General features: G+C 64.2%; 11 protein-coding genes. 8 read left to right on the forward strand and 3 right to left on the reverse strand.

Annotated features, from left to right (window positions below):
* Positions 1–320: 320 nt before the first annotated feature.
* Positions 321–1,595 carry an NOL1/NOP2/SUN domain family protein gene (locus tag ACYYG1_RS07970; protein WP_461209768.1) on the reverse strand — a complete coding sequence of 425 codons (1,275 nt, stop codon included), beginning with the start codon at positions 1,593–1,595 and terminating at the stop codon, positions 321–323.
* 278 nt (positions 1,596–1,873) lie between these two features.
* On the opposite strand from ACYYG1_RS07970, the gene ACYYG1_RS07975 reads away from it, so the two are divergent.
* The 5 genes from ACYYG1_RS07975 to ACYYG1_RS07995 all read left to right on the forward strand — a co-directional run bounded on the left by ACYYG1_RS07975 (position 1,874) and on the right by ACYYG1_RS07995 (position 7,420).
* The gene (locus ACYYG1_RS07975; protein ID WP_461209769.1) at positions 1,874–3,517 is read left to right on the forward strand and encodes an FG-GAP-like repeat-containing protein; all 1,644 of its coding nucleotides are present in this window, start codon (positions 1,874–1,876) and stop codon (positions 3,515–3,517) included.
* A gap of 70 nt (positions 3,518–3,587) precedes the next feature.
* The gene (locus tag ACYYG1_RS07980; protein WP_461209770.1) at positions 3,588–4,634 is read left to right on the forward strand and encodes a TRAP transporter substrate-binding protein; all 1,047 of its coding nucleotides are present in this window, start codon (positions 3,588–3,590) and stop codon (positions 4,632–4,634) included.
* A gap of 66 nt (positions 4,635–4,700) precedes the next feature.
* The gene (locus ACYYG1_RS07985; protein WP_461209771.1) at positions 4,701–5,210 is read left to right on the forward strand and encodes a TRAP transporter small permease; all 510 of its coding nucleotides are present in this window, start codon (positions 4,701–4,703) and stop codon (positions 5,208–5,210) included.
* A complete protein-coding gene (locus tag ACYYG1_RS07990) occupies positions 5,207–6,511 on the forward strand; it encodes a TRAP transporter large permease (protein WP_461209772.1) in 1,305 nt (434 codons plus the stop codon). Before ACYYG1_RS07985 ends, ACYYG1_RS07990 begins: the two co-directional genes overlap by 4 nt.
* 9 nt (positions 6,512–6,520) lie before the next feature.
* Positions 6,521–7,420 carry an RluA family pseudouridine synthase gene (locus ACYYG1_RS07995; RefSeq protein WP_461209773.1) on the forward strand — a complete coding sequence of 300 codons (900 nt, stop codon included), beginning with the start codon at positions 6,521–6,523 and terminating at the stop codon, positions 7,418–7,420.
* Between the two features lie 151 nt (positions 7,421–7,571).
* Here the strand turns inward: ACYYG1_RS07995 and larE are convergent, their stop codons facing one another.
* On the reverse strand, positions 7,572–8,315 hold the full coding sequence (gene larE, locus ACYYG1_RS08000; protein WP_461209774.1) for an ATP-dependent sacrificial sulfur transferase LarE: 744 nt from the start codon (positions 8,313–8,315) through the stop codon (positions 7,572–7,574).
* A gap of 52 nt (positions 8,316–8,367) precedes the next feature.
* Positions 8,368–9,543, reverse strand: coding sequence for a homocysteine biosynthesis protein (locus ACYYG1_RS08005; RefSeq protein WP_461209775.1), 1,176 nt, complete (start codon positions 9,541–9,543; stop codon positions 8,368–8,370).
* Between the two features lie 266 nt (positions 9,544–9,809).
* Here ACYYG1_RS08005 and ACYYG1_RS08010 point away from each other — a divergent pair, with 266 nt between their 5' ends.
* The 3 genes from ACYYG1_RS08010 to gyrB all read left to right on the forward strand — a co-directional run bounded on the left by ACYYG1_RS08010 (position 9,810) and on the right by gyrB (position 14,879).
* The gene (locus ACYYG1_RS08010; protein WP_461209776.1) at positions 9,810–11,117 is read left to right on the forward strand and encodes a DnaA ATPase domain-containing protein; all 1,308 of its coding nucleotides are present in this window, start codon (positions 9,810–9,812) and stop codon (positions 11,115–11,117) included.
* Positions 11,118–11,288: 171 nt separating this feature from the next.
* On the forward strand, positions 11,289–12,446 hold the full coding sequence (gene dnaN / locus ACYYG1_RS08015) for a DNA polymerase III subunit beta (RefSeq protein ID WP_461209777.1): 1,158 nt from the start codon (positions 11,289–11,291) through the stop codon (positions 12,444–12,446).
* 15 nt (positions 12,447–12,461) lie between these two features.
* Complete coding sequence (gene gyrB, locus ACYYG1_RS08020; RefSeq protein ID WP_461209778.1) at positions 12,462–14,879, forward strand: DNA topoisomerase (ATP-hydrolyzing) subunit B; 2,418 nt, start codon at positions 12,462–12,464, stop codon at positions 14,877–14,879.
* The last annotated feature ends 103 nt before the right edge of the window (positions 14,880–14,982 follow it).

Consider the following 14,982-nt stretch of genomic DNA (forward strand, 5'->3'; position numbering starts at 1 on the left):
GGCTGTGATGGAAATCAGCGAAGCGGAGCCGGGCTCGTGCGACGGGGCGGCACTACCTGTGCCGCGACACGAGGGGAGGAATCATTGAGGGACCACACCACCGCCACTTCCCAGCGCCCCGGGCGGGTGCGGGGGGCGCAGCGGCTGTGATGGTAATCAACGAAGCGAAGCCCCCCGTACCCGCCCGGGGCGCGGCCGCGCCATCTCCCCCATCATTCCCGACAAACAAACGCCCTGCCCGCGAAAGAACGCGGCGGGAGGGGAGGGAGGGCACGAGTGGTTTTGCACCACGACAAAAAAAGCCCGGCGCAAACCACCCCCTAACGCTCACTCCACAAGGCCCGCCGCCCCTTCACCGTCAACCGCGCCACCGGATGGCCGCGAAACCGCAACACCGCGTACGCGGCACCAGCCGGGGCTTCGAGTGCCTGCCCCGAGAGCAAACGCCGCACATCCTCCACCTCGTCCACATCCACGAAGGGAATCCCCGGCCCCTGCGGCAGCAGGACCCGCACGCGCGGATGCGGCCGGAAGCGGTCGGCCGTGAAACGGCCCAGCAGGTATCCCTGCCAGCGCAGGTCCGGCGGCAGCAGTTCCCGCGCGCCCTGATGCACGAAAAACACGTTGTCCTTGAAGCGCAGCACCTCGCCCGGGGACAGGGCGGCAAGGTCCGCCCCGGCGTCGGCCACGGCCTGGGCCTCGGCGGCGCGCAGGGCGCGGCCGGGAAGGTCGCCCGCGTCCACCTGTCCGGGCCCCGGCGTGCCGGGCTTGCACAGCCGGGCCAGGAAGAACCCCTGGGCGTCCGAGGCGCGGCCGTCCACGCGCAGCACGCCCTCGGTGCCGGGCACCGACGTCTCCTCGCCCACGAACCCGGCGGGCGCGTCCAGCGGCTCCAGCTCGAGGCCCAGCTCGCCCAGGGCGAAGCGCGCCTGCTCCTCGTTCTCGCGCGGGTTGGTGGTGCAGGTGGAGTAGAGGATCACGCCGCCCGGGGCCAGGAGCTCGGCCGCCTTGGCCAGCAGGTCGCGCTGCAGGCGGATGAGCGGCTCGGTCTTCTCGTCGCGCCAGATGGTGGTCACGGACGGATTCTTGTCCACGGTGCCCCAGCCCGAGCAGGGCGGGTCCAGGAGGATAGCGGGCCAGGAGCCCCCGGCCAGGGGCAGGTCCTCGCCCGGGCCCGAACAGGTGGCGCAGGAGGCCGCGTTCATGCGGTGCAGGTTGCGCCGAAGCGTTTCCAGGCGCGTGCGGCTGGGCTCGTTGCCCAGCACGAATCCATCCTCTCCGGCAAGCAGGGCCAGGAGGCTGGTCTTGCCCCCGGGACTGGCGCACATGTCCAGTACCCGCGCGCCCGGCTCCGGGGCCAGGAGCAGCGGCGGAAGCATGGAGGACTTGTCCTGGATGTAGATCAGCCCGAAGAAGTTGGCCAGGCTGGAGCCCAGTGGACGGGGTTCGCCGGTCACGCGCCGCGCCAGGGGCGAAAAGGCCTCAGTCTCGAAGGCGTAGCCCTCGGCCGCCAGCAGGGCGTCGGCCAGGGCCCGGTCCCGTTCGGGGCAGGCCAGGCGGAAGGTGCGTCCCGTCTGCTCGGTATCGTTGTTCATGGTCTCTCGTTATAGGGGTTGGCTGTTCGACTTCGCCTGGGCTTCGCACCGTGCGGACGGGGTTGCCGGGGCTGTCCTGGCCCCGGCTTACGGGGCAGGAACCTTTTGCGTCCCGCACAAGAAGGTGCTACAGAGGATTCTTCTTTTCAAGGCCGCAAAGCACCCGCCGGAGCCCGGCGGGCCCTGGCCTTCACTGTTCATACGTAAAACCGACCGGATCAAGCGGATTCGTTGCCGCGGCCAGGCCGCAGGCACACAACCCATAGGAGCTTCGACACATGGCCGTTCTTCGTTTCCTTGCCGCCGCACTCGCGGCCCTGGTTCTTGCGGCGCCCGCCCTGGCCCAGGACGTGGAAAAGACCTTCACCGTCACGCCGTTCACCATCAACGGCCCGGACAAGTATGCCTACCTCTCCAGGGGTGTCCAGGACATGCTTATTTCGCGCCTTGCATGGGAGAACCACTTCAAGCACATCGGCAAGGACAAACTGGGCAAGGCCCAGGCGCCCGGGTCCGACACCCAGGCCGCCGACCTGCGCTCGTCCCTGGGCAGCGACTATCTGGTCTGGGGCAGCATCACCATCATGGGCGACCAGTGCAGCGTCGACGTCCGCACCACGGGGCCCCAGTCCACGCAGCCCGAGAGCGACCAGACCACCATCAGCGGGCTGATCCCCAGCCTGGAAAAGATTTCCAAGAACATCAACGCCAAGATATTCAAGCGGCCCGAGCCCGCGGCCCAGGCCGAGGAAAAGCCCGAACTGGTCAAGCAGCTCAACCCCGAGCTGATCCACAACGAGACCGGCCCGGCCCAGGAGTTCTACCTCAACCCGCAGTTCCGCTACGCGGGCGGCACGGACACCCCGGGCCGCTGGCGCAGCCCGACCCTGCCCTTCACGTCCAACGGCATGATCGTGGGCGACGCTGACAACGACGGCAAGAATGAGATGCTCTTCATCTCCGAGAACACGGTGTACGTGTACCGTGTGGAGGGCGAAAAGTTCCTGCGCCTGGACAACATGAACCCCGGCGGCCGCACCGAGCTTTTGAACATCAACCTCCTGGACATCAACAGGGACGGCTACCCGGAGATAGTGATCTCCGGATTCTTCGAGAACGAGGCCAGCTCCTACATCATGTCCTTCCGCGACGGGCACCTGAAGGTCGAGGAGAAGCGCATTCCCTTCTTCCTCAACGTGGTGTCCCTGCCGCCCCTGTACCAGCCCGTGCTGGTGGGCCAGCAGACCGGCGACAACAACGTGCTGGACTCCAACGTCTTCGAGATGGTCAAGGCCCAGGGCAAGTACGCCAAGGGCCGCCGCGTGCCCCTGCCTGATACGGCCAACTGCTTCAACTTCACGTTCCTGCCCACCCAGGGCATGGACTACAAGCTGATGGTCATCAACAACGAGGACCGCATCGAGGTATACACCCCGACCTTCGACCTGCAGTCCACGACCTTCGACCAGTACGGCGGCTCGGCCCTGGGCTTCGAGATTCCCGACACCTTCAAGGGATTCAGCACGTCCAGCGACCAGTACATGAACTACTACTACATCCCCCTGCGCATGGTGGTGGCCGACGTGGACGGCAACGGCACCAACGAGGTGCTGACCAACAAGAACATCTCCACGGCGGCCCAGTTCTTCAAGAGCTACCGCTTCTTCCCCAACGGCGAGATCCACGCCCTGTTCTGGGACGGCGTGGGCCTGTCCCTGGCCTGGAAGACCCGGCGCATCAAGGGCAGCGTGGCTGACTACGGGCTGGCGGACATCAACAACGACGGTCAGATGGACATGTTCGTCTGCCTGAACACGCACCCCGGCACCCTGGGCATCCACGCGCGAAAGACCACGGTCATCGCCTACGCCATCGACACGGAAATGCAGAAGTCCCAAAAGACGGCCACGGAATCGGAATAGCCGAACCGTCCGGAGCCCGGCGCGCAAGGCGCGGGACCGCATACGGAAAACCCAACCCGGGAGACGAACAATGAACACCACCAGGAACACGAACACGGCTTCCTGCGGGAAAACGGCGCCCCTTTTCGTCGCCATTATCTTGGCAGCGGTCGTCTCCTGGTGGCCCCAGGGCGCGGCCTGCGCGGACATCACCCTGAGCTACGCCAACTTCCCGCCCGCGCCCACCTTCCCCTGCATCCAGATGGAGCGCTGGGTTTCGGAGGTGGAAAGCCGCACCAACGGCAAGGTGGACATCCAAACCTATCCCGGGTCCACGCTGCTCGGCGCCAAGAACATGTGGAGCGGCGTGATCCAGGGACAGGCGGACATCGGCTGCATCAGCCTGGCCTACCAGCCCGGCGTGTTCCCCCTGATGAGCGTCTTGGAGCAGCCCGTGGGCTTCACCGGCGCGGCCTCGGCCAGCAAGGCCCTCTGGGAACTGTTCACCATGCACGACCCCAAGGAGTTCAAGCGGGTCAAGGTCCTGACCCTGTTCACCTCGGCCCCCTCGCACATCATGTGCAAGACCCCGGTGACCAGCGTGGCGGACCTCAAGGGCATGGAGATCCGCGCCTCGGGCGGCGCCTCCAAGGTGCTGGAGCTGTTGGGCGCCACACCGGTGTCCATGCCCGCGTCCGAGACTCCGGAGGCCCTGCAGAAGGGCCTCATCAAGGGCGTGCTCTCGTCCTTCGACTGGCTCAAGGACTTCAACTTCGCCGAGCAGCTGCGCCACGAGACGGTCACGAACTTCGTGGTCTACCCCTTTGCGGTGATCATGAACCGCGACAGCTACGAGGCCCTGCCCGCCGACGTGAAGAAAATCCTCGACGACATGGGCCCGGAGCAGGCCGAATGGACCGGCAACTACCTGGACGCCCACGTGCGCGAATCCGTGGTCTGGTCCAAACAGAAATACGGCATCGAGATCCTGGAGCTGCCCGCGGCCGAGGCGGCCAAGGCCAAGGCCCTGCTTGAGCCCATGGTCGACGGCTGGAAGCAGCGCGCCAAGGACAAGGGCGTGGACGCCGACGCCGTGCTGGCCGACGTCGAGACCCTGCGCAAGAAATACGAGCAATAGAGCAACCAAGGCCACAGGCCTCAACCCGGGCCGGAGGGCGCGCACGAGCCCTCCGGCATCTTTGTGATGCATACCCTCGAACGACTGGCGGACATACTGGACACGGCGGTGCGGCGCATGAGCGCCGCGCTCCTGGTTCTGGGCGGAACGGCCCTGACCCTGATGGCCGTGCTGGCCTGCGCCAACATGCTCATGCGCGGGGCCTTCGAGGCCCCCATCCGGGGCACCTACGAGCTCATGGGCTTTGCGGGCGCCCTGGTCTGCGCCTTCGCCCTGGCCCCCACCCAGCTGCACAAGGGCCACATCGCCCTGACCATGCTGGCGGGCAAGCTGCCGCGCGGCCTTGAAAAGGCGCTGGACGTGATCTCCAACGCGGCCTGCGCCGCGTTCTTCATCCTGGTGGCCTGGAAGACCTCGCAATACGCCTCGTCCCTCATCGAGTTCGGCGAGCTGTCCGAGGACCTGCACCTGCCCTTTGCGCCTTTCGTGTTCGCCGTGGCCCTGGGCTGCCTGGTCCTGGGTCTGGCTCTCATCGCGGACCTCCTGCGGGTGTTCGCCCCGGGAGGCCGGAAATGAGCCTGACCGCCGCCGGACTCCTGGGCATCCTCTGCCTGCTGGTCATCCTCTTCGTGATGCGCATGCCCGTGGCCTTCGCCATGGGCATCGTGGGCTTCGCCGGCTTCGCCTACGCCACCAGCGCCAAGGCGGCCCTGGGCATGCTGGGCACCGAGGTCTGGAACGTGTTCTCGTCCTACGGGCTGACGGTCATCCCCCTGTTCATCCTCATGGGCCAGATCTGCTTCCACTGCGGGGTGAACCAGCGGCTGTACAAGACCGCCTACGCCTGGACCGGGCAGGTTCGCGGCGGGCTGGCCATGTCCACCATCCTGGCCTGCGCCGGGTTCTCGGCCATCTCCGGGTCCAACACGGCCACCGCCGCCACCATGAGCACCGTGGCCCTGCCGGAGATGAATAAATACAAATACAACTCCGTGCTCTCCACGGGCGCGGTGGCCGTGGGCTCCACCCTGGGGGTGGTCATCCCGCCCTCGGTGGTGCTGATCATCATCGGCCTGCAGACCGGGCAGTCCATCGCCAAGCTGTTCTGGGCCTGCATCCTGCCCGGGATCGTCCTCACGGGCCTGTTCCTGGCCACGGTCTGGATCGTCTGCCGCCTGCACCCGGACTGGGCCCCGGCCGGGCCGCGTACCACCTGGGGCGAAAAGCTTCGCTCCCTGCCCGGGTCCATCGAGATGCTGGTGCTCTTCGCCCTGGTCATGGGCGGGCTGTTCGCAGGCATGTTCACGCCCAGCGAGGGCGGGGCCGCGGGCTCGGCCTTCGCCGTGGCCATCAGCCTCGCCTCCCGCCAGCTGACCTGGAAGCGCTTCGTGGCCGCCGTGGCCGACACCCTGCGCGTGTCCTGCATGATCTTCATGATCGTCACCGGCGCGGTGCTCTTCGGGCGCTTCCTGGCCGTGACCCGCATGCCCTTCGAGGCCGCGGCCTGGGTCTCGGGGCTGGACATCCCCCACTGGGTGGTGATCCTGATCATCTGCGCCATCTACGTCGTCGGCGGGGCCGTGATGGACGCCCTGGCGCTGCTGCTCATCACCATCCCCATCTTCTTCCCCATGGCCCAGGCCATGGGCTACGACATGATGTGGTTCTCTGTGCTGGTGACCATCGTCTCCACCATGGGCGCGGTGACCCCGCCCGTGGGCGTGTCCGCCTACATCGTCTCCAGCATGGCCACGGGCGTACCCATCCAGAAGATATTCAAGGGCATCTGCTATTTCCTGGCGGCCTACGCCGCGTGCATCGCCCTGCTCATGATCTGGCCGGACCTGGCCCTGTTCCTTCCGGCCCACATCAAGTAGAACCGTCCCATGACCGGAAACGAGAAATCCGGAGCCAGGCACGTCACGGTCACTCCCGAGGAGGCCGGCCAGAAGCTCGCGCAATTCCTGCGGCGCAGGCTGGGCCCCGACACGCCCGACGCCCTGATCATGCGCATCGTGCGCACGGGACAGGTGCGCGTGGACAAGGGCCGGGCCAAACCCTTCCAGCGCCTGGCCGCCGGGCAGGATGTGCGCATCCCTCCGCTGCGCCCGGCCGATAACGGGACGCAACCCGCCCCCCAGGGCGGACCGCTGAGCGTGATCCACGAGGGCGACGGGTATCTGGCCCTGGCCAAGCCCGCCGGCCTGCCCGTGCAGCCCGGCACGGGGCATACGGACGCGGTGAGCGAACGCCTGCGCGCCCAGTTCCCGGACGCCGCCTTCACCCCCACCCCGGCCCACCGCCTGGACCGCGACACCTCGGGCCTGCTCCTGGTCGGGACCAGCTACCTGGGCCTGCGCGCCCTGCAGGAAGCCTTTGCGGAACACAGGGTCGGCAAGTTCTATCTGGCCTGGGTCCAGGGAACGGTGCAGGAGGGGGCCCGCTGGGAGATGCGCGACCAGTTGGCCAAGCAGGGGACCCCGGGCGCGGAGCGCGTCCGCGCGGGCGCGGGCAAGACAGCCCTGGCCCTGGCCCGCTGCCTGGAAACACGCGACGGCGTCTCCCTTCTGGAGATCGACCTGCGCACGGGCCGCACCCACCAGATCCGCGTGCAACTGGCCGAACGCGGGACGCCCGTCGTTGGGGACCGCAAATACGGCTACAACGGGCCGAAGACCAAGCTCAAGCTGCACGCCTGGAAGCTCGTCCCGCCCCAGGGCCCGACCCTGGAACTCCTGCCTGAATGGAAGGGAAGATTCGAAGTGCGGACGGTTCCATCCATCTAAGAAATCGATCTACACAGAATTCCCGTAGGCCGCTCAAAAGGTGTGAGATGTGAGGAAGCAAAAAAATCCAGGACGCGTAGTGTATTAGACATACATAAGCGGTCTGGATTTTTTCGCTGACGAAGCAGATTGCGTCTTTTCAGCGGCCTACCTATGAGTCCCAAAAACCGCTTATTGCTTCTGTCCAACGGACGGGCAGGGGCGCTTCGAGCCCTTGCTGGTCCGGATGGGCGAAGAGCAGGGGTTCCCCGTCCACCAGGCGCACCCGGAAGCGGGTAAAGCCCGCCTTGCGGCACGCTTCCTCCAGGGCCTCGATGCGCGCCAGGGCCTCGCGGTCCACGGGGCTGTCGTAGGGCAGGCGGGTGAGCAGGCAGGGCGTGGCCGGCTGGCGCGGTTCCGCCAGGCCCAGGTGTTCGCCCAGGGCCTGGATGTCCGGCTTTGAGATGCCGCATTCGGCCATGGGCGAGCGAACGCCCAGTTCGGCCAGGGCGCGCATGCCCGGCCGGAACTTCCCCAGGTCCGAGGCGTTGCCCCCATCCATGACCACCCGGCCCGGGGCCGCGGCCATGAGGGTCTCGAAAAGCAGGCGCTTGCAGTGGTAGCAGCGCTCCCGGGTATTGGCCGCCACCTCGGAGAGGACCAGCGGGTCCACGTCCAGGACGCGGTATTCCAGGCCCAGGCCGCGCATCCAGGCCTCGGCCCGCTCGCTTTCGCTGGCGGGCACGTGCGGCCCCTTGAAATGCACGCACAGGGCGTCCAGGCCCAGACGCGAGCAGACCAGGGACAGGAATCGGCTGTCCAGGCCGCCGGACACGGCAAGGGCCAGGGGACCGGCCTGTTCAAAGACGGTTTGCAGTTCGGCCAGGGCCGACAGCTGCGCGGAAGTGGGAAGCATGGCGGAAACACCTTGCCCGGGCGCGGCGTACGCCGCGCCCGGGCGAGGGAGGTTATTCGGAGATTATCTCTTCCTGGGCTTCGGTGAGCAGGAACTCGCCCTTCTGGATCCAGTCCTTGAGCTCGTTGGCTATCTCCAGGGAGCGGGCGTAGCTGGTCAGGGGCACGGTCTGCACAGGCGCGTCGTTGATGACCACCTCGCCGGACTTGAGGTCCGCAAAGTTCACGTGGGTCAGGGTCCTGGGCAAGCCGTTGGGATAGTCGTAGCCGTAGTCCTTCACGGGCATCAGGATGTCCGCGTCGGCCACGCCCGTGTACCAGGCCATCTCCTCGTTGAGGATGGGGATGGGAATGCCCACGCCCACGGCCAGGGAGCAGCCGTAGCCCACGATGGACACGCCACGCAGATAGCGCTCGTTCATCTGCTTCAGATCGCCCTTGAGCATCAGGGTGCCGGAGCCGCCCATGGGGATGCCGCGCTCGTTGCGCTTGGGATTCGTCACGTGCTGGGTTCCGGGTCCCAGGACATAGCCCACGCCGCCGCCAAGGAAGATGCGCGTGCCCAGGCCGATGGTCTTCAGGTACGGATCGTTGAACAGGGGCGAAAGCTGGCCCGCCGTTGCGTAGTTGGCGTTCTTGCAGTTGGGCTTGAGCGGGCCCATGTAGGTGTAGATGATGCGGCTGGTGAGGTTCACCGCGCAGTTGTAGTTCTGGTAGCAGTTGCGCGGGTTCAGGAGCACGGCGTCGCGCAGGTCCGCCAGGGTGATGTCCCTGTCCAACTCCTTGCGCGGGTAGCAGTCCGTGCCGTAGGCCGTGGCCTTGAGGTGCACCACCTTGCCGCGCACCAGGTCCTCGATGACGTGGCCGCCGCCGTACTTGAACTGCCCGGGGTAGACCTTGTTCAGGGGATCGTCGTCCCGGGGCTCGGTGGCGCCGAGATAGGAGTCCACCGCGGCCAGCCCGCCGTAGCAGGAGACCCCGTTGAGCCAGACGTTGGACGTCTTGATGGTCGGAGGGGTGGCCTGGCCGATGTTGAACAGCAGGCCGCTGGAGCACATGGGCGAGAAGGTGCCGGTGGTCACGACGTCCACTTCCCTGGCGGCCTGTTCCTTGCCGCTGGTGCGAACGACCTCGATCATTTCCTCGGCGTTCAGGACGACGGCCTTGCCGCGTCTGATTTTGTCGTTGATTTCCTTGATGGTTTTCACGACAGCGTGTTTCTTGCCCATGACTCTTCTCCTGAAACTTTTTACGGGCTCGGCCCGGATCTGTTATGCTGTCCAAAAAGAACAGCGAAGGCAATGTGTTTTTTCCCAAGAAAGCGTAGAAGGCACAGGGCCGAAAGCTGGCTTTTCACTTGGCTTCGCGGCGCATTTGCGGTATAAAAGTCCGGTGGATCGGAGGGCTGAGGAAAACCTCCAAGGCCCTTTTTTAATTCTTTTTTCCCATCCATTTTCCACAAACCGCTTTGTCCCTCCCACGGGGCCGCGCAGACATGAGTTCAGATTTGAAGGAATCCTTCCGCCAACACCTACAGAAATCCTATTCGAGCCAGGAGTTGAAGCAGTGGTACGACCCACTGCGCCTGGAGGTAAGGGAACAGGAAAAGCGGCTGGATATCGGCTTTCCCCACTCCTTTTTCGCGGCCTGGTTCGCGGACCTGATCCAGGACAGCTTCGAGCGCGAGCTGCACCAGTTCCTGGGCCCCGGCTACATGCTGCACTACACCCACTCCGGAGCCGGGGACGGGGAGTCCGTGCTCGGGGAGCAGGGCAAGTCCATCGACTTCCCCTTCGGGCACCAGTTCACCTTCGACGCCTTCTTGACCAACAAGAAGAACTTCTTCCCCCTGACCACGGCCAAGGAAGTGGCCAAGCAGAACGACATCATCTTCAACCCGTTCATCGTCAGCGGTGAGCAGGGCGCGGGCAAGACCCATCTGCTCAAGGCCATCGCCAACGAGGTCTGCAAGAAATTCCATCCGGACCGGGTGTTCTTCGGCAACGTGGAGGATCTCTACAACCTCTACCAGGGCCATTTCGACGGGGACGGCTTCGCCGCGCGCCGCCACATCTGCTCCTTCCGCTTCCTGTTCGTGGACGATTTCCAGCAGATCAAGAAGTACAAGGCCTTCCAGTCCGAACTCATCACCCTGTTCAACCATTTCTACGACAACAGGCAGCAGATGATCTTCTGCTGCTCGGACAAATTGCCGTCCTACGAGTTCCTGGACCCCAAGCTCAAATCGCGCCTGGAGTGGGGCCTCATAGTGAACCTCAAGCGCCCGGACCTGGATATCCGGGTCAAGATCATCGAGGCCTACTGCCGCACCAAGGGTCTGTCCCTGACCAGGGAACAGATCCTGACCCTTGGCCAGCGCTTCACGGATCTCAGGTTCTTGCAGGGAATTCTTCTTAAATTTTACGCATATAAAGAGTTTGTGAACAAAAGCTTCACGGACCGGGACTTCGAACAGATCCTCTCCCAGACCGCCGGGTCCAACAAGAAGCACATGCGCCCGGACGTCATCCTGGAGATGGTCTGCGAGCATTTCGGGGTGGACCGCAAGGACTTGACGGGCAGCAGGCGCCACCACAACGTGGTCCGCGCCCGGCAGGTGGCCATGTACCTCTGCCGCGAACTCATCGGCAGTTCCTACCCGGCCCTGGGCAGATTGTTCGGCAACAGGGACCATTCCACGGCCCTGTATGCCATCAAAAAAATCAAACAATTACAGAGCAATGAAACAGAAATGAAAAACATGCTCTCGGCCCTGAAGAAAAAATGCCTGGCAAAGGCCTAAGGCCTTGGACGGGTGTTCCCAACCCCGGGAAAGGCTCCGGACAGGGAACAGAAGTTTTCATAAAAAAGTGAACAATAAAAGCATATTGATATCTTTTTGAACAGAAGCTTCGGGCCAATAACCTCTACAAATTTTTTATATATTTAAAAGAAGACGAAGAAGGAGTCGCCCATGTTCCTGAAGGTTTTCCGAGACGACATCATCGAGGGACTGTCAAAGTCCGCCAGCATCATCCCGGCCAAGACCGGAGCGGCGTTCCTGCGCACCATCTGGCTGAAGGTGGAGGGCGGGGCCCTGCGCATCATGTCCACGGACTCCAACCTCGAGTTCTGCGGCCAGTACAACGCGGAGATCGTGGACCAGGGCCTGGTGGGAGTCCAGGGCAGGTCGTTCTACGACCTGATACGCAAGCTGCCTCCCGGGCAGATCACCCTGAAGGCCGACGCGGACGGGCAGTACCTGTCCATCCAGCAGGGCAACCGGCGATACAAGCTGCCCACCAACGAAGCCAGCTGGTTCCAGGATTTTTCGGCCTTTCCGGAGGAGAACTCCGTGTACTGGTCCGGCGACTTCCTGCAGGACCTCATCGACCGCACCCTGTATTGCATCAGCGACGAGGACACCATGGAGGCCATCGCCTGCATGAACCTGGCCGCGTCTCCGGAAGGGCACATCGAGGCCTGTGGCCTGAATGGCCACCAGTTCGCCATGACCCGTTTCCTGCAGGACGACGTGAAGGCCATGCTTCCCGAGGGCGGGGTGCTGATCCAGAAGAAGTACCTCACCGAGCTCAAGAAGTGGCTGACTTCCGATGTCATCGAGCTGAACATGGACGAAAAGCGTCTGTTCTTCCGCACCGAGGACAAGAGCGAATTGTTCAGCCTGCCGCTGTCATTCTACAAATATCCTGACTACAACACTTTTCTGTCCAAAATCCGAGACGATGGGGTTTCCGATCTCAGCGCGGACAGGCTGGAGATGATCGACGCCCTGGAGCGCATCATCATCTTCAACACGGACAACAACCGTTGCACCTACTTCCAGTTCGGCGGCGAGGAGGTGACCCTCTACAGCCAGGGCCAGGACGTGGGCACGGCTTCGGAATCTTTGGAGGTCTCCTTTTCCGGAGGCCTGGAGAAGATCGCTTTCCCCACCAGGAATCTGATCGAGATTCTCAACCACTTCCAGTCGGAGAAGGTCACCTTCAAGTTCACGGGCGCCGAGGGTCCCTGCGGCATCGCCGGGGTCGACGACGCGGACTACCAGGTGATCATCATGCCGATGAAGATCGTGGAAGAGACGTACTATAGCGAGGAAGACATCCAGTAGCGAGGAAATCACCCAGTGACTGACACCGGATCCAACAAAGCCTACACAGCAGACAGCATTACTATCCTGGAAGGCCTTTCCGCCGTGCGGAAGAGGCCGGCCATGTACATCGGCTCCACGGACACGCGCGGCCTGCACCATCTGGTCTACGAGGTGGTGGACAACGCCATCGACGAAGCCATGGCCGGGTACTGCGACAAGGTCGTGGTCAACCTGCACCTGGACAATTCCGTCACGGTCATGGACAACGGCCGCGGCATTCCCGTGGACATGCATCCCAAGGAAAAGCGCCCGGCCGTGGAAGTGGTCATGACCGTGCTCCACGCGGGCGGCAAGTTCGACAACGACTCCTACAAGGTATCCGGCGGCCTGCACGGCGTGGGCGTGTCCGTGGTCAACGCCCTGTCCGAGTACCTGGAGGTCACGGTCAGCCGCGACGGCAAGAAGTACTTCCAGAGCTACGAGCGCGGCGTGCCTCAGATCCCCCTCAAGGAGATCGACGCGGCCCCGGATTCCGTGGTCATGGGCACGGGCACCATCGTGCGTTTCCGCCCCGACGAGGAGATATTCGAGGTCAACCAGTTCAGCTACGACGTGCTGCGCAAGCGCTTCCAGGAGCTGGCCTACCTGAACTCCGGCCTGGAGATAGACTTCCGCGACGAGCGCACCCAGCAGCGCGAGGTCTTCAAGTACGACGGCGGCATCCAGCAGTTCGTGCGCGACCTGAACGCGGGTTCCGGCGGGGTGCACGGCATCATCTACGGCGAGGGCGAGTCCGAGGGAATCACCGTGGACTTTGCCCTGCAGTACAACGCCTCCTACAAGGAGAACGTGCTGACGTTCGCCAACAACATCCGCACCAAGGAAGGCGGCACGCACCTGCAGGGCTTCAAGACCGCCCTGACCCGCGCCATCAACAACTACGTGCAGAACGCGGACCTGCCCAAGAAGCTCAAGGACACCAAGCTCTCGGGCGACGACGCCCGCGAGGGCCTGGGCGCGGTGGTCAGCGTGAAGCTGCCCCGGCCGCAGTTCGAGGGCCAGACCAAGACCAAGCTGGGCAACTCCGAGGTGGCCGGCCTGGTGGCGGGCATCGTGTACGAGCGCTTGAATACGTTCTTTGAGGAGAATCCCAAGGACGTGCGGGCCATAGTGGACAAGGTGGTGGACGCGGCCCGGGCCCGCGAGGCCGCGCGCAAGGCCAAGGACCTGGTGCGGCGCAAGGGCGCCCTGTCGGACAACGCCCTGCCCGGCAAGCTGGCCGACTGCCAGACCAAGAGCCCCGAGGAATCGGAGCTGTTCATCGTCGAGGGCGATTCCGCAGGCGGCTCGGCCAAGCAGGGCCGCGACCCGCGCATCCAGGCCATCCTGCCGCTTCGGGGCAAGATCCTGAACGTGGAGCGCACGCGCTTCGACAAGATGCTCGGCAACAAGGAGATCAAGGCCCTCATCACCGCCATGGGCGCGGGCATAGGTCAGGACGAGGAGGACATCGATTATGAGAAGCTCCGCTACCACAAGATAGTGATCATGACCGACGCCGACGTGGACGGGGCGCACATCCGCACCCTGCTGTTGACCTTCTTCTTCCGCCAGTACCCCTCGCTCATCGAGCGCGGCCATTTGTACATCGCCCAGCCTCCCCTGTATCGCATGCACAAGGGCAAGTGGGAGCAGTACATCAAGGACGACAAGGAACTGCACGACTTCCTCATGCAGCGCGTTGCCGGGGACATCGAAATCGTGGCCGCCAACGGCGCGAGCTTCAAGAAGTCCAAGCTGGTGCAGCTCATGGGCAAGATCAGGTTCCTGTCCGAGCGCGTGGCCGAGGCCGAAAGCCTGTCCATGAGCTCGGTGCTGTTCAACACCGTTCTGGGTTTCGGGGCCAAGCTCACTCCCGCGTCCATCAGCAACGGCGAGTGGATAGCCTTCGAGAAGTACCTTGCGGAAAACGGCTACGCCTCCCACGTGGAAATGAGCGACGACGGCGTGGAATCCCGGCGCTTCGTGATCTTCGAGAACTTCCAGGGCCACCACACGCGCATCGGCGTGGAGTTCTTCAACTCCAAGATCTACCGCCAGGCTTTCGACAAGCTCCAGGACATCAAGGAGCAGTGCGGGGGCTTCGCCTTCCGGCTGGTGACCAAGGAGTCCGAAAGCGAGTTCGCGGATGTCTTCAGCCTGCAGGAGGGCGTTCTGGAGGAGGCCCAGAAGGGCCTGGGCCAGCAGCGCTACAAGGGCCTGGGCGAGATGAACCCCGAGCAGCTCTGGGACACCACCATGAACCCCGAAAAACGCACCATGCTCAAGGTCAGCGTGGACGACGCGGCCGAGGCCGACGACTTGTTCTCCGCCCTCATGGGCGACCAGGTGGAGCCCCGGCGCGAGTTCATCGAGCGCAACGCGCTCATGGTGGCGGAACTGGATATCTAGGGAGCGGGCGGGAACTGGTCGTCCCGCAGGCGGACCGCGTCCGCACGAGCCCCTTCCCGGGAAGGACCGCCCGGGTACGCAGGGCCGGGCCATAAGCCCGGCC

This window comes from Desulfocurvus sp. DL1XJH-121 (assembly GCF_054819825.1).

What these genes read in the sequence shown, in the direction of transcription:
- ACYYG1_RS07970 (WP_461209768.1), bottom strand. Translation starts at nt 1,595, where the DNA reads ATGAACAACGATACCGAGCAGACGGGACGCACCTTCCGCCTGGCCTGC.
- ACYYG1_RS08005 (WP_461209775.1), bottom strand. Translation starts at nt 9,543, where the DNA reads ATGGGCAAGAAACACGCTGTCGTGAAAACCATCAAGGAAATCAACGAC.
- larE (WP_461209774.1), bottom strand. Translation starts at nt 8,315, where the DNA reads ATGCTTCCCACTTCCGCGCAGCTGTCGGCCCTGGCCGAACTGCAAACC.
- ACYYG1_RS07990 (WP_461209772.1), top strand. Translation starts at nt 5,207, where the DNA reads ATGAGCCTGACCGCCGCCGGACTCCTGGGCATCCTCTGCCTGCTGGTC.
- ACYYG1_RS08010 (WP_461209776.1), top strand. Translation starts at nt 9,810, where the DNA reads ATGAGTTCAGATTTGAAGGAATCCTTCCGCCAACACCTACAGAAATCC.
- dnaN (WP_461209777.1), top strand. Translation starts at nt 11,289, where the DNA reads ATGTTCCTGAAGGTTTTCCGAGACGACATCATCGAGGGACTGTCAAAG.
- ACYYG1_RS07985 (WP_461209771.1), top strand. Translation starts at nt 4,701, where the DNA reads ATGCATACCCTCGAACGACTGGCGGACATACTGGACACGGCGGTGCGG.
- ACYYG1_RS07975 (WP_461209769.1), top strand. Translation starts at nt 1,874, where the DNA reads ATGGCCGTTCTTCGTTTCCTTGCCGCCGCACTCGCGGCCCTGGTTCTT.
- ACYYG1_RS07980 (WP_461209770.1), top strand. Translation starts at nt 3,588, where the DNA reads ATGAACACCACCAGGAACACGAACACGGCTTCCTGCGGGAAAACGGCG.
- ACYYG1_RS07995 (WP_461209773.1), top strand. Translation starts at nt 6,521, where the DNA reads ATGACCGGAAACGAGAAATCCGGAGCCAGGCACGTCACGGTCACTCCC.